General features: G+C 69.4%; 21 protein-coding genes and 1 tRNA gene. 12 read left to right on the forward strand and 10 right to left on the reverse strand.

The window, feature by feature from the left end; all coding sequences use genetic code 11:
- The first annotated feature begins 28 nt into the window (after window positions 1-28).
- The 3 genes from EYR15_RS08305 (at window position 29) to EYR15_RS08315 (ending at window position 3,513) form a co-directional block, all read left to right on the forward strand.
- On the forward strand, window positions 29-370 hold the full coding sequence (locus tag EYR15_RS08305; protein WP_131002932.1) for a YkvA family protein: 342 nt from the start codon (window positions 29-31) through the stop codon (window positions 368-370).
- A gap of 331 nt (window positions 371-701) precedes the next feature.
- Window positions 702-1,439, forward strand: a complete 738-nt coding sequence (locus tag EYR15_RS08310) for a cell wall hydrolase (RefSeq protein ID WP_417448568.1) — start codon at window positions 702-704, stop codon at window positions 1,437-1,439.
- Between the two features lie 103 nt (window positions 1,440-1,542).
- Window positions 1,543-3,513 (forward strand): protein meaA, encoded by a 1,971-nt coding sequence (locus tag EYR15_RS08315; protein ID WP_131002936.1) that lies wholly within the window; start codon window positions 1,543-1,545, stop codon window positions 3,511-3,513.
- A gap of 21 nt (window positions 3,514-3,534) precedes the next feature.
- On the opposite strand, the gene EYR15_RS08320 is transcribed toward EYR15_RS08315, so the two are convergent.
- On the reverse strand, window positions 3,535-4,659 hold the full coding sequence (locus EYR15_RS08320; RefSeq protein ID WP_131002938.1) for a response regulator: 1,125 nt from the start codon (window positions 4,657-4,659) through the stop codon (window positions 3,535-3,537).
- Between the two features lie 112 nt (window positions 4,660-4,771).
- Here EYR15_RS08320 and EYR15_RS08325 point away from each other — a divergent pair, with 112 nt between their 5' ends.
- Window positions 4,772-5,707: an AEC family transporter gene (locus EYR15_RS08325; protein WP_131002940.1), complete on the forward strand. Its 936-nt coding sequence runs from the start codon at window positions 4,772-4,774 to the stop codon at window positions 5,705-5,707.
- A gap of 4 nt (window positions 5,708-5,711) precedes the next feature.
- On the opposite strand, the gene hrpB is transcribed toward EYR15_RS08325, so the two are convergent.
- Window positions 5,712-8,183 carry an ATP-dependent helicase HrpB gene (gene hrpB, locus EYR15_RS08330; protein WP_131002942.1) on the reverse strand — a complete coding sequence of 824 codons (2,472 nt, stop codon included), beginning with the start codon at window positions 8,181-8,183 and terminating at the stop codon, window positions 5,712-5,714.
- 73 nt (window positions 8,184-8,256) lie between these two features.
- On the opposite strand from hrpB, the gene ppa reads away from it, so the two are divergent.
- Window positions 8,257-8,784, forward strand: a complete 528-nt coding sequence (gene ppa, locus EYR15_RS08335; protein WP_131002944.1) for an inorganic diphosphatase — start codon at window positions 8,257-8,259, stop codon at window positions 8,782-8,784.
- Window positions 8,785-8,891: 107 nt separating this feature from the next.
- Here ppa and lptE read toward each other — a convergent pair whose 3' ends face one another.
- Together lptE and leuS are read right to left on the reverse strand one after the other, a co-directional pair.
- Window positions 8,892-9,440, reverse strand: a complete 549-nt coding sequence (gene lptE, locus EYR15_RS08340) for an LPS assembly lipoprotein LptE (RefSeq protein WP_131002946.1) — start codon at window positions 9,438-9,440, stop codon at window positions 8,892-8,894.
- Window positions 9,427-12,021 (reverse strand): leucine--tRNA ligase, encoded by a 2,595-nt coding sequence (leuS, locus tag EYR15_RS08345; protein ID WP_131002948.1) that lies wholly within the window; start codon window positions 12,019-12,021, stop codon window positions 9,427-9,429. The genes lptE and leuS overlap by 14 nt, the downstream gene beginning before the upstream one ends.
- A gap of 139 nt (window positions 12,022-12,160) precedes the next feature.
- On the opposite strand from leuS, the gene EYR15_RS08350 reads away from it, so the two are divergent.
- Window positions 12,161-12,853, forward strand: a complete 693-nt coding sequence (locus EYR15_RS08350; RefSeq protein ID WP_131002949.1) for a YggS family pyridoxal phosphate-dependent enzyme — start codon at window positions 12,161-12,163, stop codon at window positions 12,851-12,853.
- 275 nt (window positions 12,854-13,128) lie between these two features.
- On the opposite strand, the gene EYR15_RS08355 is transcribed toward EYR15_RS08350, so the two are convergent.
- From EYR15_RS08355 to hemC, 6 genes are all read right to left on the reverse strand, one after another.
- On the reverse strand, window positions 13,129-13,605 hold the full coding sequence (locus tag EYR15_RS08355; protein ID WP_131002950.1) for a tellurite resistance TerB family protein: 477 nt from the start codon (window positions 13,603-13,605) through the stop codon (window positions 13,129-13,131).
- A gap of 125 nt (window positions 13,606-13,730) precedes the next feature.
- Window positions 13,731-13,806 (reverse strand) — tRNA-Thr (locus tag EYR15_RS08360).
- A gap of 52 nt (window positions 13,807-13,858) precedes the next feature.
- The gene (locus tag EYR15_RS08365; RefSeq protein ID WP_131002951.1) at window positions 13,859-15,493 is read right to left on the reverse strand and encodes a heme biosynthesis protein HemY; all 1,635 of its coding nucleotides are present in this window, start codon (window positions 15,491-15,493) and stop codon (window positions 13,859-13,861) included.
- A 12-nt stretch (window positions 15,494-15,505) separates the two neighbouring features.
- A complete protein-coding gene (locus tag EYR15_RS08370; RefSeq protein ID WP_131002952.1) occupies window positions 15,506-17,050 on the reverse strand; it encodes a COG4223 family protein in 1,545 nt (514 codons plus the stop codon).
- Window positions 17,051-17,107: 57 nt separating this feature from the next.
- A complete protein-coding gene (locus EYR15_RS08375; RefSeq protein ID WP_131002954.1) occupies window positions 17,108-17,857 on the reverse strand; it encodes a uroporphyrinogen-III synthase in 750 nt (249 codons plus the stop codon).
- An 11-nt stretch (window positions 17,858-17,868) separates the two neighbouring features.
- A complete protein-coding gene (hemC, locus tag EYR15_RS08380; RefSeq protein ID WP_131002956.1) occupies window positions 17,869-18,798 on the reverse strand; it encodes a hydroxymethylbilane synthase in 930 nt (309 codons plus the stop codon).
- Between the two features lie 113 nt (window positions 18,799-18,911).
- Between hemC and tsaD the strand changes: the two genes are divergently transcribed.
- The 6 genes from tsaD to EYR15_RS08410 all read left to right on the forward strand — a co-directional run bounded on the left by tsaD (window position 18,912) and on the right by EYR15_RS08410 (window position 25,014).
- The gene (gene tsaD / locus EYR15_RS08385; RefSeq protein WP_131003282.1) at window positions 18,912-19,967 is read left to right on the forward strand and encodes a tRNA (adenosine(37)-N6)-threonylcarbamoyltransferase complex transferase subunit TsaD; all 1,056 of its coding nucleotides are present in this window, start codon (window positions 18,912-18,914) and stop codon (window positions 19,965-19,967) included.
- Complete coding sequence (locus EYR15_RS08390) at window positions 19,964-20,935, forward strand: NAD(P)H-dependent glycerol-3-phosphate dehydrogenase (protein WP_131002958.1); 972 nt, start codon at window positions 19,964-19,966, stop codon at window positions 20,933-20,935. The genes tsaD and EYR15_RS08390 overlap by 4 nt, the downstream gene beginning before the upstream one ends.
- A gap of 14 nt (window positions 20,936-20,949) precedes the next feature.
- Window positions 20,950-21,369, forward strand: coding sequence for an EVE domain-containing protein (locus tag EYR15_RS08395; RefSeq protein WP_131002960.1), 420 nt, complete (start codon window positions 20,950-20,952; stop codon window positions 21,367-21,369).
- Window positions 21,330-22,022, forward strand: a complete 693-nt coding sequence (locus tag EYR15_RS08400) for a class I SAM-dependent methyltransferase (RefSeq protein WP_131002962.1) — start codon at window positions 21,330-21,332, stop codon at window positions 22,020-22,022. The genes EYR15_RS08395 and EYR15_RS08400 overlap by 40 nt, the downstream gene beginning before the upstream one ends.
- A 136-nt stretch (window positions 22,023-22,158) precedes the next feature.
- The gene (acs, locus tag EYR15_RS08405) at window positions 22,159-24,114 is read left to right on the forward strand and encodes an acetate--CoA ligase (protein WP_131002964.1); all 1,956 of its coding nucleotides are present in this window, start codon (window positions 22,159-22,161) and stop codon (window positions 24,112-24,114) included.
- A 102-nt stretch (window positions 24,115-24,216) separates the two neighbouring features.
- Complete coding sequence (locus tag EYR15_RS08410; protein ID WP_131002966.1) at window positions 24,217-25,014, forward strand: GGDEF domain-containing protein; 798 nt, start codon at window positions 24,217-24,219, stop codon at window positions 25,012-25,014.
- Window positions 25,015-25,022 lie beyond the last annotated feature (8 nt).

The following is a 25,022-nucleotide window of genomic DNA, read 5'->3' on the forward strand; positions in this document are numbered from 1 at the left end:
CCACCTTCGGATACCCTAGGAGGATCCGATGGCTCTTGACGGCGCCTATGCAAACTTCGAGCGCGTGAAGCGCGATTTTTGGCCGACGCTGCGGCGCGTCGCGCGGTCGGTGCCCTTCGCCGAGGACGCGGTCGCCGCCTATTACTGCGCCTTCGACCGCGAGACGCCGTTCCACGTCCGCGCCACGCTGGTCGCGGCGCTGGCCTACTTCATCCTGCCGTTCGACGCCGTGCCCGATTTTATTCCGGTCGCGGGCTTCGTCGACGACGCCAGCGTTCTCGCCGCGGCGCTCGCTTCGATACGCATGCACATGACCGACAAGCACCGGGACGCGGCGCGTCGGGCGCTCGCGGAAGAAGGGCTGGCTTGAAGTTTGGCGCCCGGAGGTTTGGGCGCCCGGAGCGCTGCTTCGTTTTTCGGGCCGACGCGAAGAGGCCAAAGTAAGGCGCCGCGGGTCAGGGTCGCTACGTATTGATTGACTGATCACTTCCGGAGTCTTTGACGACCGTTCCTGGCCACGCCGCTCATCGAAGCTGGCGTGGCCTTCAGATCGGGAGGCTCTGGGCTCATTGCGACTTCGAACGAATTTGAGCGTAGGAGCGGCGATCGCCCTCGTCGTCTGCGCCGCGCCTGCCGCCCAGGCCGGCCGCCATCACTTCGCCAGATCCGCCAAGGTCGTCAGAGCGCCTAAATCGCCGAAGATCGCCGACGCGCGCGAATGCCTGGCCAGAGCCATGTATTTCGAGTCGGAGCGCGGCTCCGAGGACGGCATGCTCGCGGTCGGAACCGTGGTCGCGAACCGGCTCGAGTCCGGCCGATATGGATCGACGATCTGCGGCGTCGTCGGGCAGCGACTGCAGTTCGCGCCGGGCGTGTTGACGCGCCGCATGACGGAGAAGCGGCCCGCGGAACTGGCGCGGCGCGTCGCCGACGACGTGCTCGCGGGACGCCGTCATCCCGGCGCCGGCGACGCCGCCTTTTTCCACACGGCGAACGTGAAGTTCCGCAACGACGACAAGACCTATGTCCTCGTCGCGGGCGGCAACGCCTTCTATGGCTGGAACCGTTCTGGCTCTCCCGAGGCGAATCTAGCTTCGCTCGCCCATGCGACAGCGGCGGCGAAGCTGGACCGCGCCGCAACGGAGGCGATCGTCGCCGCCGTCCGGGGGCCGGCGATTGGCCCGAACGCGCTCCCGAGCGAGCCGGCGCCGGTCGTCGCCATGGCGACGCCGAAACCCGCATTGCGCGTGATCACGCCTTCAGCTCCGGTTCTGGCCTCCTTGGGCCCGGTGTTCCGGACCAGTCCGCCCGTCCCGTTCGCGGTGAGCCGGCCGAACGCCGCTCCGATGGCGGCGATCATCGTGGCGCAAGCCTGGGCGCCGTTCGAGGGCCAAGGCGACTCCTCGTCCGGAGCAGGTTCGCATTGGTCGCGGTCGTGAGCTCGCCCTTCAGACGATCGGCCCATTGCGGCGCCGCACACGTCGGCTAAACACGGAAGGGCGGGCGTCTTCCTCAAGCGCCCTCCTCACGTGAAGGCGCGACATGGCCGACAAACCCTGGTTGTTCCGGACCTATGCGGGCCATTCCTCGCCGGTCGAGTCGAACAAGCTCTACAAGTCCAACCTCGCCAGGGGGCAGACGGGGCTCTCGATCGCCTTCGATCTGCCGACGCAAACCGGTTACGACCCCGACCATGTGCTGTCGCGCGGCGAGGTGGGCAAGGTCGGCGTTCCGGTGTCCCATCTCGGCGACATGCGGACGCTGTTCGACGGCATTCCGCTCGACCAGATGAACACCTCGATGACGATCAACGCGACGGCCGCCTGGCTGCTGTCGCTCTACGTGGCGCAGGCCGAGGAGCAGGGCGGCGACCGCGCCACGCTGCAGGGCACGACCCAAAACGACATCATCAAGGAATATCTGTCGCGCGGGACCTACGTGTTCCCGCCAGCGCCGTCGCTCAGGCTGATCCGCGACGTCATCACCTTCACAACTTCGGCGATGCCGAAGTGGAACCCGATGAACGTCTGCTCCTACCATCTGCAAGAGGCCGGCGCGACGCCGGTGCAGGAGCTCGCCTACGCGCTCGCCACCGCGATCGCGGTGCTCGACGAGGTCAAGGCGACCGATCCCGACGGGGAGACGTTCGCGACAACGGTGCAGCGCATCTCGTTCTTCGTGAACGCGGGCATGAAGCTCGTGACCGAGATCGCCAAGATGCGGGCCTTCGTCGATCTTTGGGACGAGATCACGCTGAACCGCTACGGCGTGACCGACGCCAAGAGCCGTCGCTTCCGCTACGGCGTGCAGGTGAATTCGCTGGGGCTCACCGAGCCCCAGCCCGAGAACAACGTCTACCGCATCCTGATCCAGACGCTGGCGGTGACCCTGTCGCGTGACGCCCGCGCCCGCGCGGTGCAGCTTCCGGCGTGGAACGAGGCGCTCGGCCTGCCGCGCCCTTGGGACCAGCAATGGTCGCTGCGCGCCCAGCAGATCCTCGCCTATGAGACCGACATTCTGGAATACGCCGACATCTTCAACGGCTCCGAGGTGATGGCGGCGAAGGTGGAGGCGCTGAAAGCCGAAGCGCGCGAGGAGCTTGCCCGCATCGATGAGATGGGCGGCGCGATCGCGGCGGTGCAGGCCGGCTACATGAAGGGCCGGCTCGTGGAGTCGAACGCAAGGCGGCTCGCTGCGATCGAGTCCGGCGAACTGATCGTCGTCGGCGTGAACAAATATCAGAGCACCGAGCCCTCGCCGCTGTCGACCGGCTCCGGCTCCATCCAGGTCGTGCCGGAAAGCGTCGGGCAGGAGGCGATCGAGCGCCTGAATGCCTGGCGCGAATCCAGAGACCAGAAGGCCGTCGACAAGGCGCTCGCGGACCTCGCGGCGGCCGCGAAGGAAGACCGCAACGTCATGGAGCCGTCGATCGCGGCCGCCAAGGCCGGGGTCACGACGGGCGAATGGGGCGCGACCTTGCGCGAGATCTTCGGGGAGTACCGCGCGCCGACCGGCGTCGGCCGCGCGGCCCGGGACGTCACGGCGGGCGAGGGGGTTGCGGAAGTTCGCGCTTCCGTCGAGGCGGCGTCGGCCACGCTCGGTCGCCGGCTGAAGCTGCTGGTCGGCAAGCCCGGCCTCGACGGCCATTCCAACGGCGCCGAGCAGATCGCGGTGCGCGCCCGCGATTGCGGCTTCGAGGTGGTCTATGAGGGCATTCGCCTGACGCCGGCAGAGATCGTCAACGCGGCCCTTGAGGAGGGGGTCCACGTCGTCGGCCTGTCGATCCTCTCCGGCTCGCATCTGCCGCTGGTGCGGGAGGTGATGGACCGGATGCGCCGCGACGGGATGGACGACGTGCCGGTGATCGTCGGGGGCATCATCCCGCCGGAAGACGAGCGCGAGCTCGAGGCGATGGGCGTGGCGGCGGTCTATACGCCGAAGAATTTCGACCTCACCGCCATCATGGCCGACATCGTCAGGATCGCGGAAGGCGCCGGCGAGAAGGCGGCATAAAGCGCTGGAACTGACCGCCGCTCAGCCGGCCTTGCGGACGTCCGCGCCGATGACGCGCCAGAGCTCGGCGATCGAGATCGGCTTCGTCACGACCGCGTCCGCGCCGGCCGCGATAAAGTCCGCGATTTCGTGCGCGAAGGCGCGAGCGGTCACGCCGACGATCCTGACGTCCGCCGCCGGCGTGTCCATCGACCGGATCCGTCGCGTCGCTCGCAATCCGTCGAGGTGCGGCATCGCGGCGTCCATCAGCACGAGATCGTAGGCGCCCGTCGAAGCCGCCGCGACTGCCGCCTCGCCATCCCCGACGATGTCGTAGTCGTGGCCGAACTGGTTGAGGATCGTCGCGACCACGCGCTGGTTCACGATGTTGTCCTCGGCGATCAGGATTTTGAGCTGCGCGCCCGCGTGCCGCACGGGCTCGGACTGCGTCGCGAGGCGCACCACCGCCGCGACTTCGGCGCCGCCTTCGGGACGGTTGGCGGCTTCGAGCCGCCCGCTCATGCGATGGGCGAGCCGCGCCACCAGCGACAGGCCGATGCCGGCGGCGCCGGGCTCGTCGCCTTGCGCATAGCGGGCGAACAGCGCCTTCGGGTCATCGCCTAGGCCTGGCCCGGTGTCGCGTATGGCGAAGCGGACGAGCGCGCTGTTCGCATCCTCGCCGATGCAGTCGACGGCAAGCTCGATCCCGCCCGAACGCGTCGCGCGCAAGGCGTTGTCGGCGAGATTGTCGATGATCTGCCGAAGCCAGCTCTCGTCGGCCGTCACCCGTTCCGGCACGCCTGGACCGCGGAGCAACTGGAAGCTCAGGCTCTGCACGGCGGCGCGCGCGGCGATCGGCGGGACGGTCCGGTCGAGGAACCGGCTCATGCCGAGCGAGGCGGCGCCGGTCTCGGCGCCGCCGAGCAGCGTGGTCGCGACGCCAAAGAGGTGGCGGGCCGCGTCCTTCATGGCCTCGGCGTGACCGCGCGCGGCGTCGGTCAAATCCTCCGCCAGCAGCAGGTCGGCGAGCGCGAGCAGGCCGCCGAGCGGCGTGCGGATCTCGTGGGCGGCTTCCTCGATCTTACGCTCGCTCGCGGAAAGCGGCCGAACCGCTCCGTCGTGACGCCTTAGGGTCGAGCCGTCGCGGAGTCTGGGTTCGGAGGTCATGCGTTCGACCGTGGCTGGAGGGGCTTTAAAGATCAGCTAAGGCTGGCGCCGAAACAGGCGCTGCGCGCCATCAGGTTGACCGCCGCGACGCGGCGCCGCATGCGTCCCGATGATGACCGGACTGCTCGCAATCGTCCTGCCCACCTTCGGCCTGATCGGCCTCGGCTATGTCGCCGGGCGGCTGCGCCTGCTCGGCGAGAGAGCGGGCGACGGGCTCTCGGACTACGTCTTCCTGATCGCGGTTCCGTCGCTCATCTTCCGGACCCTCTCCGACGGCCGGCCGCTTTCCGAAGATCCATGGGGTTACTGGATCGCCTATTTCGGCGGCGTGGCGGTCGCCTGGTCGATGGCGATGTTCGCGGCCCGCCGACTGCTCGGACGCGACGCGCGAGAGGCCGCGGTACACGGCTTTTCCGCCGCCCAATCCAACACCGTGCTCGTCGGCGTGCCCCTGATCCTCAACGTCTATGGCGACGCGGGCGCCGCGCCGCTGTTCCTGCTGCTCGCGATCCATCTGCCGATCATGATGTCGGTCGCGACGCTGCTGATCGAGACAGCCGAAGGCGGCGGGGTATCCCTCGCCGTCGCCCGTCGCCTGCTGACGACGATCGCCACTCATCCGATCGTGCTGGCGCTGCTTGCCGGTCTTGCTGCCCAGCGGTTCGATCTGCAGCCGACCGGCGCCCTGAGGTCGGTGGTCGACCAGCTCGCCGCGACAGCGAGCCCCTGCGCGCTGGTCGCGATGGGCCTTGCGCTCAAGCGCTTCGGCTTCATGAGCGACCTGAAGGCGGTGATGACGATCTCGGCGCTGAAGCTGATCGTGCACCCGCTCGTTGTCTGGATTCTCGCCTTCCACGCGCTCGACGTGCCGCCGGTCTGGGCCGGCGTCGCCGTGCTGTTCGCCGCCATGCCGTCGGGCATCAACGCCTATCTCGTCGCCGCCCGCTACCGGGTCGCGGAGGCCACGGCGTCAGCCGCGGTCGCGGTTTCGACCGCGCTGTCGGTCGTCAGCGTCTCGTTCTGGCTGTTTGTGCTCGGTGTGACCTGACGCGTCAGGTCCCGCGCGGCTTGACCCGCGTCGTCGGCAGCGCGGCGGCCGGGTCCTCCGGCCAAGGATGGCGCGGGTAGCGGCCGCGCATCTCCGCGCGCACCTCGCGCCAGGAGCCGCGCCAGAAGCCCGGAAGGTCGCGCGTCACCTGGATCGGCCGGTGGGCCGGCGACAGCAGCCGCAGCGTCAGAGGGAACCGGCCGCCGGCGATGACCGGGTGACGGGCGAGCCCGAACAACTCTTGCACCCGCACGTCGAGCGCCGGCCCGTCTTCGCCCTCGTAATCCAGCGGCAGGCGCGAGCCCGCGGGGGTCTCGAAGTGGGTCGGCGCCTCTGCGTCGAGCCGGCGGCGGAGCGCAAACGGCACGAGCGCCTCGACGGCCGCGACGACCTGGTCCTCGATGAGGTCACGAAGCGCGGTCGCGTCGGGAATGAAGGGCGCCAGCCAGTCTTGCGCCGTCTCGCGCAGGCGCGTCTCCGACAGGTCCGGCCAGTCGCCCTCGGGCTCGGCGGAGCTCAGGAACCGCACACGGGCGAGCAGCGCGAGCGCGGCCCGGCTCCAGGGCAGCCGGTCGAGGCCGAGCGCGGCGATCCCTTCGGCGAGCGCCGCCGCGGTCTCTGGGCCGGGCGTCACCGGAACAGGATGCGCCGCGAGCGTCAGCGCGCCGAGCCGTCGCAGGCTGCGGCCGCGCACCGCCGTTGAGGCTGGGTCGAAGGCCGTCTCGACGCGTTCCTCGATCCGGTCGCCCGCCGCCTCGGCGAGGTCTTCCTCGGAAAGCGCCGCCGCGAGGAGGATACGACCCTCTTGCGCCACGCCGGTCATGTCGAGCACCGCGATGAACGCCGAGCGGGACAGCGGGCTTGCGCCGTCAAGGGCGGCGCCGCGGCCGTTCGCGAGCAGGAAGGCGCCGGCGCGTCCGCCGCGCGCCTTGGCGATCCGGTCCGGAAAGCTGCGCGCGACGACCGCTCCCGCCCGGTGGTGGTCGGCGCGGCCGGTTTTGCCACCAGCGGTCTGGAGCCAGTTCTGGGCCAGCCGCCGCGCGTCCTCCGCTCGTGGTCCGCGCTCGCGCGAAAAGCGCTCGAGCCGTTCCCCGAGATCCGGCGAATCTCCGCCGAGTCCGCGTTCGACCGCGAGCAGCGCGATTTCGACGGCGAGCGGACCGTCGCCCGCCGCAACGCCGTCGACCAGCATGGCGGCGAGCCGCGGCGGCAGTGGAATGTCGCGCAAGGCGCGGCCGCGCGCGGTGATCCGCCCTTCAGCGTCGAGCGCGCCCAGCGTCGTGAGGGCGTTCCGCGCCTCGGCGATCGCAGGCGCCGGCGGCTGATCCAGGAAAGACAGGGAGGAGGGGTCGGTCACGCCCCAGGCCGCGAGGTCGAGCAGGAAGCCGCCGAGGTCGCTCGACAGGATTTCTGGCCGCGCGAAGGGCGTGAGGCCGGCGGTCGCCGCCTCCTCCCAGAGCCGGTAGCAGACGCCCGGCTCCGTGCGGCCCGCGCGGCCGCGGCGTTGGTCGACTGCTGCGCGCGAGGCCTTCACCGTTTCGAGCCGCGTCAGTCCGAGCGCCGGCTCGTGCCGCGGCTCGCGGGCGAGCCCGCTGTCGATGACGATGCGGACGCCCTGAAGCGTCAGCGAGGTCTCCGCGATGGACGTCGCAAGCACGACCTTGCGGATGCCCGGCTTGGCCGGGGCTACGGCCCGGTCCTGCGCGCGCGGATCGAGGCCGCCATGAAGCTCGACGATTTCGACGCCGGGGCCAAGGTCCTCCAGCCGCTCGGCGACGCGACGGATCTCGCCGCGGCCAGGCAGGAACACCAGTGCGCCGCCCCGCTCTTCGGCCAGCGCGCGCCGCACGCAGGCCGCGACGGAATCCTCGATCCGGCTGCGCGGGTCCCGAGGGACGTAGCGGGTGTCGACAGGGTAGGCCCGCCCGGCGCTCTCGACCACGGACGCCCCGCCAAGCAATCGCGAGACCCGTGCGCCGTCGAGCGTAGCGGACATCACGAGGATGCGGAGGTCCTCCCGCAAGGCGCTTTGCGCGTCGATCGCGAGCGCCAAGCCGAGATCCGCGTCGAGCGAGCGCTCGTGGAACTCATCGAACAGAACCGCCGCCACACCGGTCAGTTCGGGATCGGCGATCACCAGCCGCGCGAAAACGCCTTCGGTGACCACCTCGATCCGGGTCCGCGGCCCGATCTTGGAGCCGAGCCGAACCCTGAGGCCGATCGTCTCGCCGACGCGCTCGCCGAGCGTCTCCGCCATGCGGTTCGCCGCGGCGCGGGCGGCGAGCCGTCGCGGCTCCAACACGAGGATCTTGCCGTCTCCGCGCCAACCGGCGTCGAGAAGAGCAAGCGGAACGCGTGTGGTCTTTCCGGCGCCGGGCGGCGCGACGAGCACGGCGGCGTTTCCCGCATCGAGCGCCGTCAGCAGGGCCGGCAGCGCTTCCTCGACCGGTAGAGTGTCGCCCGCAGAACTAACCATCCGTTCGTCTTATGGTTGCCTGCGGAGAGCACGCTCGGCTAGAGAGACGGGGCCGCGCCAATTGAGGACGTCCATGCGTATCGATGCCATTTCCATCGGCTCCAACCCGCCGATCGACGTCAACGTGATCGTCGAAGTGCCGCTGGGCGGCGAGCCGATCAAGTACGAACTCGACAAGGAAGCCGGCACGCTGGTCGTCGATCGCTTCCTCTACACGGCGATGCGCTATCCCGGGAATTACGGCTTCATTCCGCACACGCTGTCCGACGACGGCGACCCGATCGACGTGCTGATCGTCAACACCCGCGCGATCGCGCCGGGCGCCGTGATGAGCTGCCGGCCGGTCGGCGTGTTCAAGATGGAGGACGAAAAGGGCGTCGACGAGAAGATCCTCGCGGTGCCGTCGTCCAAGCTCACCCGTCGCTACGACAGCGTGAAGAACTATTCCGACCTGCCGCCGATCACGCTCGAGCAGATCTCGCACTTCTTCGAGCACTACAAGGATCTCGAGCACGACAAGTGGGTCAAGGCGCTCGGCTGGGGCGACATCTCCGAAGCCCACAGGATGATCCTCGAAGCGATCGAGCGCGCGAAGAAGTGACGGCCTGAAGGCCGTCATCCTCCGGCTCGGCCGGAGGATGATCTTGGGCGTCGAGCTCTACGCTGAATATCGATGGTCCGGTCGAGCCGGACCATGACGTCCGACGATCACCGTCCCGCAGCGAAGTATCCCTGTACGCGGGTGCGGATGCGCTCGGCGATCTGGGTCGCGGCGCGGTCTTCGGCGTCGCGGGCCGCGCGCACGTTGGCGAAGCGCTGGAGCCCGGAGAAATAGGTGGCGATCGCAACCGTGTCGGCGGTGAAGATCGGGTCGAGGCTGCCTGCCGGATAGAGCCTGAAGGTCGCCCGCAGCGAGATCGTGCGGGTCTCCTGCACGTTGGTCAGCGGGTCGACGACGGCGGACTGGCCATCCTCGATCAGCGGCGAGATCTCAAGCCGGTAAGCCGTCGCGCCCTTGGCCGCGCCGCCGCGCAGCAGGAAGATCAGCTCGTTGCGGAGCTTACCGCCCACGCGGCCCTCGATCGGCTTCACGTCGACCGACTTCATCCGCGTCTCGACGTCGCCGGAGACGGTCTTGTCCGCAGTCACAGTCGCGGCCCCGCCGCCATAGACCGGGCGGAAGCAGCCGGCGAGGGCGAGCGAACAGACGAAGGCCGCGCCGAGGCGCGCGAGGCGGCGGGGCTCAGGCGACGACATTCACGATCCTCTGGGGAACCACGATGATCTTGCGGATGGGCTTGTCGCCGATCGCGCTCGTGACCGCCGCGAGCTCGCGCACGATCTTCTCGATCGACGCGGAGTCGGCCTCGCGGGAGACAACGATCTCGTCGCGCTTCTTGCCGTTGACCTGAACCGGCAGGGTCACGGTGTCGGTCGCGAGTAAAGCCGGGTCGGCCTTGGGCCACGCGCTTTCGGCGATCAGCGTCTCATGCCCAAGCGCAGCCCAGGCTTCTTCGGCCAGATGCGGCATGAAGGGCGAAACGATCCGCACGAGATGCTCGGCCGCCTCGCGTTGCGCGAAGGCCAAGTCAGATTCAGGCGAGGGCGCATTCGCCAGCGACTGGCCGAGCGCGTTGGCGAGCTCGTTCGCCGCCGCCACGCAGCGGTTGAAGCGCAGTCGCTCGATGTCCTCGCCGACGCGGGCAAGCGCGCCGTGGGATATGCGGCGCAGCGCCGTCGCGGCGTCGCCAAACGCTTCGGGTTCGACCGGGGCCATAGGGGCCTCGTTCGCGAGTCGCCAGACGCGCTGCACGAAGCGGCTGGCGCCCTCAACGCCGGCCTCGGTCCAGATCACGTCGCGCTCGGGCGGGCTGTCGGACAGCATGAACCAGCGCGCCGTGTCGGCGCCGTAGGTCTCCAGAATGTCGTTGGGGTCGACGACGTTCTTCTTGGACTTCGACATTTTCTCGATCGCGCCGATCTCGATCGGCTCGCCCGATCCGATCTTCGCAGCGCGTCGAACGCCGTCGGCTTCGGTAATCGCGATCTCCGCCGGCGCGATCCACTCGCCTGCCGCATCCTTGTAGGTCTCGTGGACCACCATGCCCTGCGTGAAGAGGCCGGCGAACGGCTCGTCGACGCCGACATGCCCGGTCGTCTTCATCGCGCGCGTGAAGAAGCGCGAATACAGCAGGTGCAGAATCGCGTGCTCGACGCCGCCGATATACTGGTCCACCGGCAGCCAGCGGCCGGCCACGGTCTTCTCCGTCGGCGTCTTGGCGCGGGGCGCCGTGAAGCGCGCAAAGTACCAGGACGAGTCGACGAAGGTGTCCATCGTGTCCGTCTCGCGCCGCGCCGGTCCGCCGCAGGCGGGGCAGGCGACGTCGCGCCATGTCGGGTGCCGGTCGAGCGGGTTGCCCGGCTGGTCGAAGCTCACGTCGTCGGGCAGCAACACCGGCAGGCTGTCGCGCGGCGCGGGCTGCGGTCCGCAGGACTCGCAGTGGATCACGGGGATCGGGCAGCCCCAATAGCGCTGTCGCGATATTCCCCAGTCGCGCAGGCGCCAGTTGACCTTGCGCTCCGCGACGGCCGCATTCCCGAGCGTCGCGGACTCAAGCCGACGAGCCACCTCCTCGAAGGCGGCGTCGGTGGTCATCCCGTCGAGAAAGCGCGAGTTGATCATCACGCCGTCGCCGTCATAGGCGTGCGTCGCGACCAGGGCCTGCGCGTCCGCGCCCTGCGGCGCGACGACCGGAACGATCGGCAGGCCGTACTTTGACGCGAAATCATAGTCGCGCTGGTCGTGGGCGGGGCAGCCGAAGATCGCGCCCGTGCCGTAGTCCATCAGCACGAAATTCGCGACGTAGACCGGAACCTCGATCGCGGGATCGAACGGATGGCGGACCTTGAGGCCGGTGTCGTAGCCCATCTTCTCGGCCGTCTCGAGCGCCGCCGCGCTCGTGCCCGCGCGCCGGCATTCCTCGATGAAGGCCTGCAGAGCGGGGTTGCTTTGGGCGCGCGCGGCGGCGATCGGGTGGTCGGCTGCGACGGCGAGGAAGCTCGCGCCGAACAGCGTGTCCGGCCGCGTCGTGTAGACTTGGATCTCTGTCGCGTCGGCGGGATTGGCGAGCGCCCAGCGGACCAGCAGTCCCTCGGACCGGCCGATCCAGTTCTTCTGCATGGTCCGGACCTTTTCCGGCCAGCGCGGCAGATCGTCGAGCGCGCCCAGCAGGTCCTCGGCGAAGTCGGTGATCTTCAGGAACCACTGCGTCAGTTCGCGCTGCTCGACGAGCGCGCCCGAGCGCCAGCCGCGGCCGTCCACCACCTGCTCGTTCGCAAGCACGGTATTGTCGACGGGGTCCCAGTTCACCTTGGACTTGCGTCGATAGGCGAGGCCCGCCTCCAGCAAATCGAGGAACAGCGCCTGCTGCTGCGCATAATAGTCCGGGTCACAGGTCGCGATCTCGCGGCTCCAGTCGAGCGACAGCCCGATCGACTTGAGCTGGCTCCGCATGGTCGCGATGTTCTCGTAGGTCCAGGCCTTGGGATGGACCTTGCGCTCCATCGCGGCGTTCTCGGCGGGCAGGCCGAACGCGTCCCAGCCCATCGGGTGCAGGACGTCGAATCCCTTGGCGCGCTTGTACCGGGCCACCACGTCGCCCATCGCGTAGTTGCGGACGTGGCCCATATGGATGCGGCCGGACGGGTAGGGGAACATCTCGAGGACGTAATAAGGCGGCTTCTCGCTCGTCGCCGCAGTCTCGAAGAGCTTGCGCTTCTCCCATTCAGCCTGCCAGCGCGGCTCAGCCTCGCGCGCGTTGTAGCGCTCAGTCGTCATGAGAGATTTGCCGTATCCTGCAAGGGTCGCGCGGAGGCCGGAACCGGCCCGCGAAAACGCGCGGACCTTGGCGCGAACGCAGGAACCGGTCAACCGAAGAGGCGCTTCCCCGTCCGCGCCGGCGTGCTATGAGCCGGGAATGAGCGACATGCCCGCCGAAGACGACATTCCCGCCCGCCTCGAAGCCGTGCGCCACGCTTTGCGCCGGGCAGAACGGACGGCCGGGAGAACCGAGGGCGAGATCGCGCTGATCGCCGTATCGAAGACCTTTTCGGGCGACGAGATTGAACCTGCGCTCATCGCCGGCCAACGTCTGTTCGGCGAGAACCGCGTGCAGGAAGCGAAGGCCAAATGGCCCGATCTCCGCGAGCGCTATAACGGCGTCGAACTGCATCTTATCGGGCCGCTCCAGTCGAACAAAGCGGCCGAGGCCGTCGCTCTGTTCGACGTGATCCACACGGTCGACCGGCCAAAGATCGCGGAGGCGCTCGCCAAAGAGATGGCGCTCCAGAACAAGCGGCCGCGCCTCTTCGTGCAGGTGAATGTCGGCGAGGAGCCGCAGAAGGCCGGCGTGGCGCCAAGCGAGGTCGATGCCTTCGTCGCCACGATGCGCGACGAGATCGGCCTCGAGATCGAGGGTCTGATGTGCATTCCGCCGGCCGACGAACCGCCCGCCCCGTATTTCGCGCTGCTGGACAAGCTCGCGCGGCGCAATGGGCTCAAGGGACTGTCGATGGGAATGAGCGCCGACTTCGCGGAAGCCGCGGCTTTCGGCGCGACCCATGTCCGCGTCGGCAGCGCGATCTTCGGATCGCGGCCGCGGACCGCCTGACGGCAGGGAAGTCGAGGGCGACGCGCGCCCGGAAGCGGGAGAGAGACCGAGGGTCGAAAAAGCCCCTCTCCCGTCCGAACCGATGCCGGTACGCAGAACCAGATCCGGCTGATCACAAGATCGCAAGCGCCTTGCCAACCGCTATTCTGCGGCTGTGACACAACATATGGCGGCTATAGCGAGGCGACCTTCAGCATATAGCGATCGCCAATCCGCCAGCCCGCAATGCGCGTCGCATTCTGGGAGCGGGTTGCATTTTGCGAGAGGGAAAGGCGTCAGCCTTCGACGGCGCCGACCGGGCGGGGTCGAGCCGCGATCCGCCGCTTGAGATCCACGCGCTCGCGGGTTGAGACGCCAAGAAGCTCCGCCGCCCGCCATACGACGTTGTCTTCGAGCTCATGCGCCGCGCCGTCGGCGAATACGATCTCCCACATCATCTCGACCATCTCGGCCCGGCCGGCCGCATCGAGCGAGCGCTTCAGCACGCTGGTGTAGGCGTAGATGTCGACGGCTTCGGCCTCGCGGTTACGGCCGGCTTCGATCAGCTCCGCCGTCTGCCGCTCGTCGAGCCCGAAGCGCGTCTTCAGCACGTCGTGCAGCGCCGCCCGCTCGGACTCCTCGACGACTCCATCGATGTTGACGATGCTCACGAGAAGGGCCGCCGCCGCCACGCGATAGTCGTCCACCGCGAAATGATCGGCTTCGCCGACGCCGGCGAGATCGCCCAAGAAGTGGCGCAGGGCGTCGAACATCGATCTATCGTCTCCAGGGCTTAAGTGGCGTCGAAAGGTTGTCCCTGCGCCCGAACGCGGGTGAGCTTGAAAGTTCTAGCGTGATTGGACAGTCAGACGCCCTGAAGGTCCGGCGCAGAAGGGCGTGGTGCCGCAAGAGGGACTCGAACCCCCGACCCCGTCATTACGAATGACGTGCTCTACCAGCTGAGCTATTGCGGCGACGGCGCTCCCTCTAGCGAAAGAGCGCGTCGGATGCAAGGCGTGCGCGCCGTCAGAGGCCCGCGCGGGGCGGGAAGTTCCGGCTGCCGGAGGCCGCGTCGGCGGGTTCCGCTCCGTTCGTGCCTGGATCGTCCGGCGCGCGGGACAGCGGGAACACGGTGGCGGTGGGCTTTGCCGGGGCGGACGCCGGTTTCAGCGACAAAGCAGGCGCTGCGGTCGGCTTCGCGTCGATCACGGTCGCGGGCTTCGGCGGCGCGCTAGCCGGCTCGGGCGCGGGCGCGGGCGCGTCGGCAGGGTCGCTGAGCGCCGGCATCTCGCGGGGCAGCGCAGGCGTCGCGCCGGCCTCGATCGGCCGCATTTCGGCGGGAGCCTCGTCGAGCCAGGCGTCGGCCGCGAGCTTCGGCCGAGTCTCCTCGACCGGCATCTTCCAGACAAAGGCGTCAAGCCGGCCGGTGACGGGCGAGGTCGGCGCCCAGATCTCGCTTGCGACGCCGTCGGCGACCCAAGCGGAATCGCGCGGCGCGCGAAGCGCGCGGGCGAGCCATTCGCGCGAGCGCCCGGCGTCACCCTGAATTTCCTCCAGCTCAGCCATCAGCATGCAGGCGCGGACCGTCGGACGGATGCCGAGTAGCCGGTCGACAGCGCCGCGGGCCGTTTCGAACTCGCGCGCGGCGAGCGCAGCTCGGGCTACCGCATAGAGACCTTCCGGATCGTTGCCCGAGCGCTCGGACAGCGTGCGCGCCCGTTTCAGCTTGTCGCGCGCGGGATCGCCCGTCCGGGCGTGGACGTAGACCTCCGCGAGATCGGGATGAGGCGTCTTGCTCCATGTCGTCTCGACGATCTTCATCGCCTTCTTGGCGTCGCCCTGCTCGGCCAGCAGCCGCGCGGCAAGAACGGCGGCGGGGACGAAGTCGGGCGCGATGCCGTGCGCCTCGCGCGCCTCGCGGATGGCGAGCGGCGCGTCCGAAGCAGCGGCGTCGCCGGCCTGCGCGGTGAGCAGCACGGCGCGGCGCCTGCGGACATCCTGCTTTTCGATCAGCCGGTTGGCGGACAACCGCTCAAGCGTGGCGAGCGCGCCCGCCCAATCGCGCTCCGCGCACTGGAAGTCGAACAGCGCCTGCCCGGCCCACGGCGCGTCCGGCGACTGACGGGCGGCCTCCTCGGCGATCTGCTTGGCCTGCGACCGGTCGCCTCGGCGCTCGGCTTCGATGAACAGGCCGCGCAGACCGAGCGATCGGGTCTCCGGCTGATCGGTCATGGCGCGGAACGCGGCCTCGGCGCCAGCGCGGTCGCCGGACAGCTGTGCGGCCTGCGCGGCGAGCACCAACGTCAGCGGCTCCCGTCCCAGGAGGCGGCGGGCTTCGTCGGCTTCCTTGCCGGCGCGGCGGGCGTCGCCGGTGCCGACGGCGACCACGCCACGCGCGATCGCCTCGTAACCCTTCGAGCGGCGACGGTTACGGCGGAACAGGGCGAAGGCCTCAGGCCCCGCAAGAATCCAGCGCATGACGTTCCAGAGGACCACCGCGCCGCCAGCGACGACCGCGACGAAGGCGGCTGCAACGGCCACGCTGGTCTCGACGCGATAGCCCTGCCAGTCGATGACAAGTTCGCCGGGGCGGTCCACCACCCAGATCGCCCCGAAGGCGAATATGGCGACGAGGGCGAGGTAGATCAGTACGCGAACCATGAACGCGGCCCCTCAGTCGATCGCGGCGAGACGGGAGAGAGCGGCGCCGCGGGCGCCCGTAAGCGCTGTTTCGGCGGCGAGGCGGACGGAGGCTGTCTTCGCCCAGTCCGCCGTCGCGGCCTTGACGGTTTCGTCGGCGCTCTCGCGGGCGGCGAGCGCCTGTTCGAGGTCCCCGGAGGCGGCGAGCGCCGCGAGGCGGGACCGGGCGTCGCTTGAACCGGCGCCGGGACTCTCCTTCGGCGTGACCTTCACGATGCCGCCGGCATTCGCGACGAGGCGGCTGAAGACGCTTGCGCCCTCGGCGGGCTTCTCCGCCGGCAGGCCGGCTAGGATCGAAGAGAGCTGAGCGGAGAGCGCCGAGCGGGTCGGCGCGCCGGAGGCGGCGAAGGGCTCCAGCGCCGCAAGCTCGCCCAGGTCGGAAGAGGCTTTCACCGCCGCGAACTCGGCCGGGAAGGGCCGGCCGGCTTCCAGAGCCTGCTCGAGCGCAGCAAGCGCGACGACCTGACGTGCGACGGGATCGCCGACAGGCCGGGCCTTCAGCATCGACTCGATTGCCGAGAGGCGCTTGTCGAACGGCTCGATGGCCTGAGACACCGTCTTGTCGACGCTGGCGACCCGGGCCTCGATGGCGGCGATCTGCTGCGCGGACGCCGCGGCGTCCGCCTTGGTTTCGGCGCCGGCGACGCGCGCCTGCAGCGCTCCGACGGCGTCGGCGGTCGCGACGTCGCGCAGGCGTACGTCGACGCCGTCGAGCCTGCCGGCGAGCATGGCCACGGAAGCGGGATCGACGGCGGGCTGAGCGACCTTTTCGGCGATCTGCTTCACCTGGCCCTCGACGGCGTCCATTCGGCCGCCGGTCGTGGTGACGGTCTGGCCGATCTCCTCGAGCTGCTTGGCGAGCGCGCCGGTGTCGCTCGACTGCGCGGACTGGCCGATCTGGCCGCGAATCCCGGCGAGGTCGCCGCTCATCGCGTCGAGCTTCGCTTCGGCGGCCGCAACCCGGCTGTCATCCACCGTCGCCGCCGGAATGAGGTCGCGGCCAAACAAGGCGATCGCAAGAACAGCGAGGGCTGCGCCGCCGAGCGCCGCCGCGATCACGGACCCGTACCCCGGCCCGCTCCGCGCCTTGGGCGTTTGCAAAGGCATGCTGGTGGCGGGCGAGTCGAACGGCTTGTCGGCTGCCGGCTTCGCGGCGGAAGCGCGCGGACCGCCAGACGCAGTGTCCGAAGATTTCACGTCGGACTTGGCGGCCGATGGCGGGACGCTGGTCGACGGTTCCGACTGGCCCGGTGCGTCCGACTTCGCCGCCTCGGACGCAGGAGCCGCGGCGGATGGCTTGGTCGTCTCCGTGGGCTTTGAGGGCTCGGAAGGCTTTGCAGCCTCTGATGGCTTCGGGGGCGCGGGCGGCGCCTTGCGGGGATCCACGACCGGTTCCGGCTTTGGCGCTTCTTGGGCCGGCTTCGAAACCTCCGTCGCCGAAAGGTCGAGGGTGGCGGGCTTCGGGCGGGCGCTGTAACCGCCCGCCTGTCCGGTCTCGGGTCCTTTCGGGTCCGCCATCGGCCTCATCCCTCGCTCGAAAAAGCTGCGCGCCGCCGATCCAGCGGCTCGGCCTTCTTAACTAGAACGGCCGCTCCCGGAAGGCGAGCCGGCAGGCGCGACCGTCGCCATCGCCTCGAACAAAGCGGCCTCGTCCGGCCGCGTGGCGATCACGACGCGCGAACAGCCGAACTCTGCGAGCGTCTTGGCGATGCGGCCTGCGAGCGCGGCGTGCGCCGTCGTCCGCGCCGCGTCGCCGAGGCCCGCTCGATCGGCGAGCGCGAGGAAGGTTTCGGCGATCCGTCCAGAATGATGCAGCACGATGTCGACGGCGCTGTCCGCCAGCGCCGCGCGTGCGCCCTCAGAGAGCGCGGTCGCGGCGGTCGCGCGATAGAGCTCGACCACGCTCACGTGATGGCCGAAGGCCTCGAGCGCGCCCGCGATATCGAAGGCGCGGTCGGCCCCGGCGGCGTGCAGGAAGCGCCCCGGTTTTGGAAAACGGGCCTTCGCCTCGGCGACGAGCGCGCGGCCGTCCCCCTCCGCGACGTACACGGTTGCGAACCCTGCCTCATGGCCGGCCTGCGCCGTTCTGTCGCCGACCGCGATCAGCGGCAGGCTTGAGAGCGCGGCGATCTCCGCGCGTCCGCGAAGTTTGCGCAGGCCGTTCGCGCTGGTCGCCAGCACGGCGTCGAAGCTGATGTCAGGGATCGGCGACTCGAGGTCCTCGATCGTCAGAACGGGCGCGAGGATCGGCTCATGGCCCATGCGGGTCAGCGCCTCGGCGGTGCGGACCGCCGCGCGCTCGGGCCTGAGGACCAGCACCCTCATCGCATCGCCTCTCAGCCGAAGGCTGCGAGCAGGGCGGCGGGCGTCCGCCCCTTCACGTCGCGTCCGGCCTCCGCGCCGAGCGCAGCGGCCTCGCTCGCGTCACCCGCAACCGAGCCTTCGACGACCTCCGACCCGTCGAGCGACAAGACCATCCCGCGGAAGCGCATGACCCCCTCTGTAACCCGAGCCAGACCCGCAAGCGGCGTGCGGCAGGAGCCATCGAGCACCGCGAGGAACGCGCGCTCGCAGACCAGGGCAGCGGCGGTATCCACGCAGTTCAGCGCGTTCAGAGCAGCATGCGTCCGCTCATCGTCGTGGCGCGCGGTGACCGCGATCGCGCCTTGGCCAAGCGCCGGCGGGAACGCCTCCTCATCGAGGATTTCGGTCGCATGGGCGGCGAGGCCGAGACGGTCAAGTCCGGCGAGCGCGAGCAGCGTCGCCTGCACCTCGCCGCGGGCGAGCTTGTCGAGCCGCGTCTGCACGTTGCCGCGGAAGGAAACGACCTCGACGTCGGGCCTGAGCCGCTTCACGAGCGCGCCGCGGCGGAGCGACGCCGTGCCGACGATCGCGCCGCGGGGCAGCGCGTCGAGGGTAGCGGCGCCGCCGCCGATGAAGGCGTCGCGCACGTCGGCGCGGGGCAGCGTCGCGGCGAGAACCGTGTTCGGCGCGAGTTCGGTCGGCAGGTCCTTGGCGGAATGCACCGCGAGGTCGACGCGGCCGGCGAGCAGCGCCTCGTCGATCTCCTTGACGAACAGGCCCTTGCCGCCTGCTTCCGACAGCGGCCGATCCTGGATCGCGTCGCCTGTCGTGCGGATCGCGACGATCTCGACCGCGGCCTCATCGCCGCCGAGCGCCGCCACCAGACCATCGCGCACGCGATTGGCCTGCCAGAGCGCGAGGGGGGAGCCGCGGGTGCCGATGCGGAGAAGGGGCGTGGTCATCGGGAGCGGCGTATCAGGCGATCGCGACGCTGCCGAGCGTTTTTTCCAGCGCTGGCGCTGTGGGACGGAGCCCGTTATGTCTCGCGGCTTCCATGCTCGGAACGCCCGCATCGATGCTCGTCCTCGGCCTTGAAACGACTTGCGACGAGACCGCCGCCGCGATCGTGCGCCGCACGGGCGAGGGGCCGGGCGAGATCCTGTCGAACGTGGTGCGCGCGCAGGTCGAGGAGCATGCCGCGTTCGGCGGCGTGGTGCCGGAAATAGCCGCCCGCGCCCATGTGGAGGCGCTCGACGGCGTGGTCGAGGCGGCGCTCGAGCAGGCCGGCGTCGAACTCGCGGAGCTCGACGGCGTCGCGGCGGCGGCCGGCCCGGGCCTCGTTGGCGGGGTGATCGTGGGACTGACCGCCGCCAAGGCGCTGGCGTTGGTCGCCCAGAGGCCGTTCGTGGCGGTAAATCACCTCGAGGCGCACGCCCTCACCGCCCGGCTGACGGACGGGGTTCCTTTCCCCTATTTGCTGCTGCTCGCGTCCGGCGGGCACACGCAGCTCGTTGCGGCGCTCGGCGTGGGACGCTACGTCCGGCTCGGCACGACGGTGGACGATGCGCTGGGCGAGGCCTTTGACAAGGTCGCGAAGATGCTCGGGCTTGGTTATCCCGGCGGTCCGCAGGTCGAGCGGCGCGCGGAGACGGGCGATCCCGTCCGCTTCGCCTTTCCCCGCCCGATGTTCGGCCGGGAGCAGCCCGATTTCTCGCTGTCGGGCCTTAAGACCGCCGTGCGGCTTGCAGCCGAAAAGGCGGCGCCGCTTTCCGAGCAGGACGTCGACGATCTCTGCGCCGGCTTCCAGGCGGCGGTGACCGACGTCGTCGCGAACCGCGTGCGCGCCGCCGCGCGCCTCTTCATCCAGCGTTTCGGCCAGCCGAGCGCGCTGGTCGTCGCGGGCGGCGTCGCGGCGAACGGCTCGATCCGCCTTGCGCTGACGCGGCTCGCAGGCGAGCTCGGCCTGCGCCTGATCGCGCCGCCCCTCAACCTCTGCGGCGACAATGGCGCGATGATCGCCTGGGCCGGCGCGGAGCGGCTGGCGCTCGGCCTTGAAGACGGCCTTGATTTCGCGCCGCGCCCGCGCTGGCCGCTGGACGCAGCCGCCGCTTTGCCGGGAGCCAAGGCGTGAGGGTCGTCGTTGTCGGCGCCGGCGCCTGGGGCACGGCCCTCGCCAATGTCGCGGCGGAGGCGACCGACCGCGAGACGCCGCTTCTCGGCCGAGACGCCGGGCGGATGGCGGAAGTCGCCGAGACCCGCGTCAACGCCGAGCGGCTGCCGGACATCAGGCTGCACCCGAAGGTCCTTCCGACCGCTGATCACGATGTCGTCCGCGACGCCGACATCGTGCTGCTGGTCTCGCCGACCCAGGCGCTGCGACAGGTCGCGGCCGAACTGGCCCCGCTCGTGCGCCGCGACGCCATCGCCGTCACCTGCTGCAAGGGCGTGGAGCAGGGCACTCTCGAGCTGCCGCACGAGGTGCTGGCGGAATCGCTGCCGGGACTGCGCCACGCCATCCTCTCCGGGCCTAGCTTTGCGGAAGACGTCGCACTCGGCCTGCCGACCGCGGTGACCCTCGCCTGCGTCGAAGCCGACGCCGCGGCCAGGATCGCCGAGAGCCTCGCGACGCGGACCTTCAGGCCCTATTGGTCGGACGATGTCGTCGGCGCGGCGCTGGGCGGGGCGGCGAAGAACGTGCTCGCGATCGCAGCCGGCGCGGTAGCCGGCCGCGGCCTCGGCTTGAGCGCGGTCGCCGCGATGGTCGCGCGCGGCTTTGCGGAGCTCGCCCGGCTCGGTCTCGTGCTCGGCGCCCGTCCCGAGACGCTCGCCGGGCTGTCCGGCCTCGGCGACCTAGTGCTCACGACATCGTCCACCAAATCGCGCAACTTTTCGCTCGGCCTCGCGCTGGGGCGCGGCGAGCCGAGGCCGAACAAGCTCGCGGAGGGCGCGGCGACTGTGGAGGCGCTGATCGGGCTCGCGGCGGAGCACGGCGTCGACATGCCGATCTCCTCCGCCGTCGCCGACGTGCTGGCCGAGCGCGTCAGCGTCGGGGCCGCGGTCGCGAACCTGCTCGCTCGGCCCTTGCGCGCCGAAGTCTGAACCGGAGAGCTTTCATGGCCTACTGGCTGTTCAAGTCCGAGCCCGATTCATGGTCGTGGGACGACCAGAAGGCGGCTGGCGCGAAGGGCGCGGAATGGTCCGGCGTCCGCAACTATCAGGCGCGCAACAACATGCGCGCGATGAAGGTCGGCGATCGCGGATTCTTTTACCATTCCAACGAGGGCAAGGCGGTCGTCGGGATCGTCGAGGTGGTCAAGACGGCCCATCACGACTCGACCGCCGACGATCCGGCCTGGGAATGCGTGGACCTGAAGGCGGTCGAAGACATGCCGAATCCCGTGACGCTCGCCGACGCCAAGGCGAACCAGAAGCTCGAAGGCATGGCGCTGGTGAGCAAGTCGCGCCTCTCCGTGCAACCGGTGACGGACGATGAGTGGGCGGAGGTCCGCCGCATGGGCGGGCTGAAGGACTGAGCGACCCGGCGGAGTTCGTCCGCGCGAACACGCGGCTGCGGCCCGTGCCGCACGCCCCCGAGATTGCGCTCCACGTCGCCGACGAGGCCGTGCCGCTCTGGTCGAAGACGGAAGAAGAGCTCGAGCGCGACGACCTGCCGCCGCCGTTCTGGGCTTTCGCCTGGGCCGGAGGGCAAGCGCTTGCGCGTTATCTCATGGACGCCCCCGAGACCGTGCGCGGCCGGCGGGTTCTCGATGTCGGCTCGGGCTCGGGGCTTGTCGCGATCGCCGCGATGAAGGCCGGCGCGTCGTCCGTTCTGGCGGTCGATATCGATCCGTTCGCGCTCGCTGCGATCGAGGCGAACGCCGCGGCGAACGGCGTCGCGATCTCGACATCCGGCGAGGATCCGATCGGCCGCAGCTTCCCGAAGGCTGAGATCGTCACGGTCGGCGACCTGTTCTACGAGCGCGACCTCGCCCAGCGCCTGCTCGCCTGGCTCGACGGCTTCGCGGCGCGCGGCGTTCCCGTGTTGATCGGCGATCCCGGCCGTTCCTACCTGCCGAAGGATCGGCTGGCGCCGCTCGCCGACTACGCCGTGCCGGTGACGCGCGAGCTTGAGGATTCCGACATCAAGCGCACGACGGTGTGGCGCCTCAGGTCGCAAGAGATCTGAGCTCGGTCTCGCGCCGCATGCGCGCAAAGTTCAAAGCGCCGAGCGCTTGAGGAGGTTGGCCGCCGCGCCGTAGACTGGCTCACCAGCGCCGCCGCGATCACGAGCGGGCGAGACGAACAGGCCGGGAGCGAAGACGATGTCCGAGAAGGTTTATCCCGTTCCTCAGGACTGGAAGACGCGCGCCCACGCCGACGCCGCCAAGTACAATGCCGACTACACGCGATCGATCGACGATCCGGACGGTTTCTGGGGCGACGTCGGCAAGCGTCTCGACTGGATCGAGCCGTTCACCAAGGTGAGGAACGCTTCGTTCGCGCCGGGGAACGTCTCGATCAAGTGGTACGAGGACGGCGCGCTCAACGTCTCGGCGAACTGCGTCGACCGCCATCTCGAGAAGCGCGGCGACCAGACGGCGATCCTTTGGGAAGGCGACGATCCCAAGGACTCCAAAGCGATCACCTATCGCGAGCTCCATAAGCATGTCTGCCGCTTCGCCAACGCGCTGAAGGAGCGCGGCGTCGAAAAGGGCGACCGCGTCACGATCTATCTGCCGATGATCCCCGAGGCGGCCTACGCGATGCTCGCCTGCGCGCGCATCGGCGCGGTGCATTCGATCGTGTTCGGCGGCTTCTCGCCGGACAGTCTCGCCGGTCGCATCGAGGACTGCGCTTCGACCTGCGTGATCACGGCGGACGAGGGCCTGCGCGGCGGACGCAAGATCCCGCTGAAGGCAAACACCGACGCCGCGATCGACAAGGTGGGCGGCGTGAAGACCGTGTTCGTGGTGACCCGGACCGGTGCGGACGTGCCTATGAAGGAAGGCCGCGACGTCCGCTACGAAGACGCCGTGAAGAACGCTGCGGCGGAGTGCGAGCCGGAGGCGATGAACGCGGAAGATCCGCTGTTCATCCTCTACACGTCAGGCTCGACCGGCAAGCCGAAGGGCGTTCTGCACACGACCGGCGGCTATTTGGTCTATGCCTCGTACACCCACGAGCTGATCTTCGACTATCACGAGGGCGACGTTTACTGGTGCACGGCCGATGTCGGCTGGGTGACCGGCCACTCCTACATCGTCTATGGCCCGCTCGCGAACGGCGCGATCACGCTGATGTTCGAGGGCGTGCCGAACTATCCATCCTCCTCCCGCTTCTGGGAGGTCGTCGACAAGCACGGGGTCAACATCTTCTACACCGCGCCGACCGCGATCCGCGCCCTGATGGGCGGCGGCGAGGAGGCCGTGAAGAAGACATCGCGGGCGAGCCTGCGCCTGCTGGGTTCAGTTGGCGAACCGATCAATCCGGAAGCCTGGGAGTGGTATTACCGCGTCGTCGGCAACGGCCGCTGTCCGATCGTCGACACCTGGTGGCAGACGGAGACCGGCGGCATCCTGATCACGCCACTTCCCGGCGCGACGGATCTGAAGCCGGGCTCGGCCACTACCCCGTTCTTCGGTGTTGAGCCTGAGCTCGTCGATGCGGAGGGCAAGGTTCTGGGCGGCGCGGCCGAGGGCAACCTCGTCATCGCGCAATCCTGGCCCGGGCAGATGCGCACCATCTTCGGCGATCATAAGCGCTTCGAGGAGACCTACTTCTCGGCCTATCCGAACAAGTACTTCACCGGCGACGGCTGTCGGCGCGACGCGGACGGCTATTATTGGATCACGGGGCGCGTCGACGACGTCATCAATGTCTCGGGCCATCGCATGGGCACCGCCGAGGTCGAAAGCTCTCTGGTCGCGCACGAGAAGGTCGCGGAGGCCGCGGTCGTCGGCTACCCCCACGACATCAAAGGCCAGGGCATCTACGCCTATGTCACGCTGAACGCCGGCGTCGAGGGTACAGACGAGCTCCGCAAGGAGCTGGTCGCCTGGGTGCGCAAGGATATCGGGCCGATCGCGTCCCCCGACCTCATCCAGTTCGCGCCCGGCCTGCCCAAGACGCGCTCGGGCAAGATCATGCGCCGCATCCTGCGCAAGATCGCCGAGGATGAGTTCGGCGCTTTGGGCGACACCTCGACGCTCGCCGATCCCGGCGTGGTCGACGATCTCATCGACCATCGGCAGAACCGGAAGAAGGGAGAGGCCGCCTAACCGTCGGGCTTCTTGCGCTCCTGCCGCTCGTTGACGGATTCCTCAAGGTTTGCGGCAAGTATCTCCGGCAGGTCTTGAGCACATGACCCGCCGGGGGGCGCATTGCGGACTGCACTCGCCACTTTGCTGCAGCCGGTCGCTCGACCGCGCATCACGACGGACCGCGAGCTCCGTCGCTACGTCGCGATGGTGACCGCTATCGCGCTGGTCGCCGCCTTGTCGCTCGACGGCGCTCAGCAGATGATCTTCTTCGTCTCCTGGGAGGTCACGCTCCGGAACTGGACGCTGACGACCGTCATCGTTCTTGTCGTGACCATACCCGTCAGCCTGCTCATGGGTCTGCCGCAGCGCGAGCTCTATCAAGCCAAGCTGCTGGTGGAGCGTCTCAGCCGCACGGACATGCTGACCGGCATGCTGAACCGCCGCGCGTTGATGGAAGCCGCGGAGCAAGAGCCCGACGCCGCGACTCTCATGGCGATCGTCGACATCGACCATTTCAAGCGCGTCAACGACACCTATGGCCATCAGGCGGGCGACCGGGTGATCGAGACGATAGGCCGGATGATGAGCGCGCGCTTCGAAGGGATGGCGCTCGTCGGCCGCCTCGGCGGCGAGGAGTTCGCGCTGCTTGCCGACCATCGCAGTCTCCGGCGCCTTACAGGCTCGATCGAAGCGTTCCGGAAGGCGTTGCAGAACCGGCCCATCGTCGTCGGAGACCGAGCGATCGTCGTCACCGTTTCGATCGGCCTCGCGACACGCCGCGCCTCAGATCCGTTCGACCAGCTTTACGCCGAGACCGACGGCGCGCTTTACGACGCGAAACGCTCGGGACGGAACCAGCTTCGTCTGGCGGGCGAGGGCGAGGCGAACGGCGCCGCCGAGCAGTTCGCCGCCGCTTGACGCCGCAC

Origin of the sequence: Hansschlegelia quercus, from assembly GCF_004310425.1 — a bacterium.
In the GTDB taxonomy this organism is placed as follows: Bacteria; Pseudomonadota; Alphaproteobacteria; order Rhizobiales; family Methylopilaceae; genus Methylopila; species Methylopila quercus.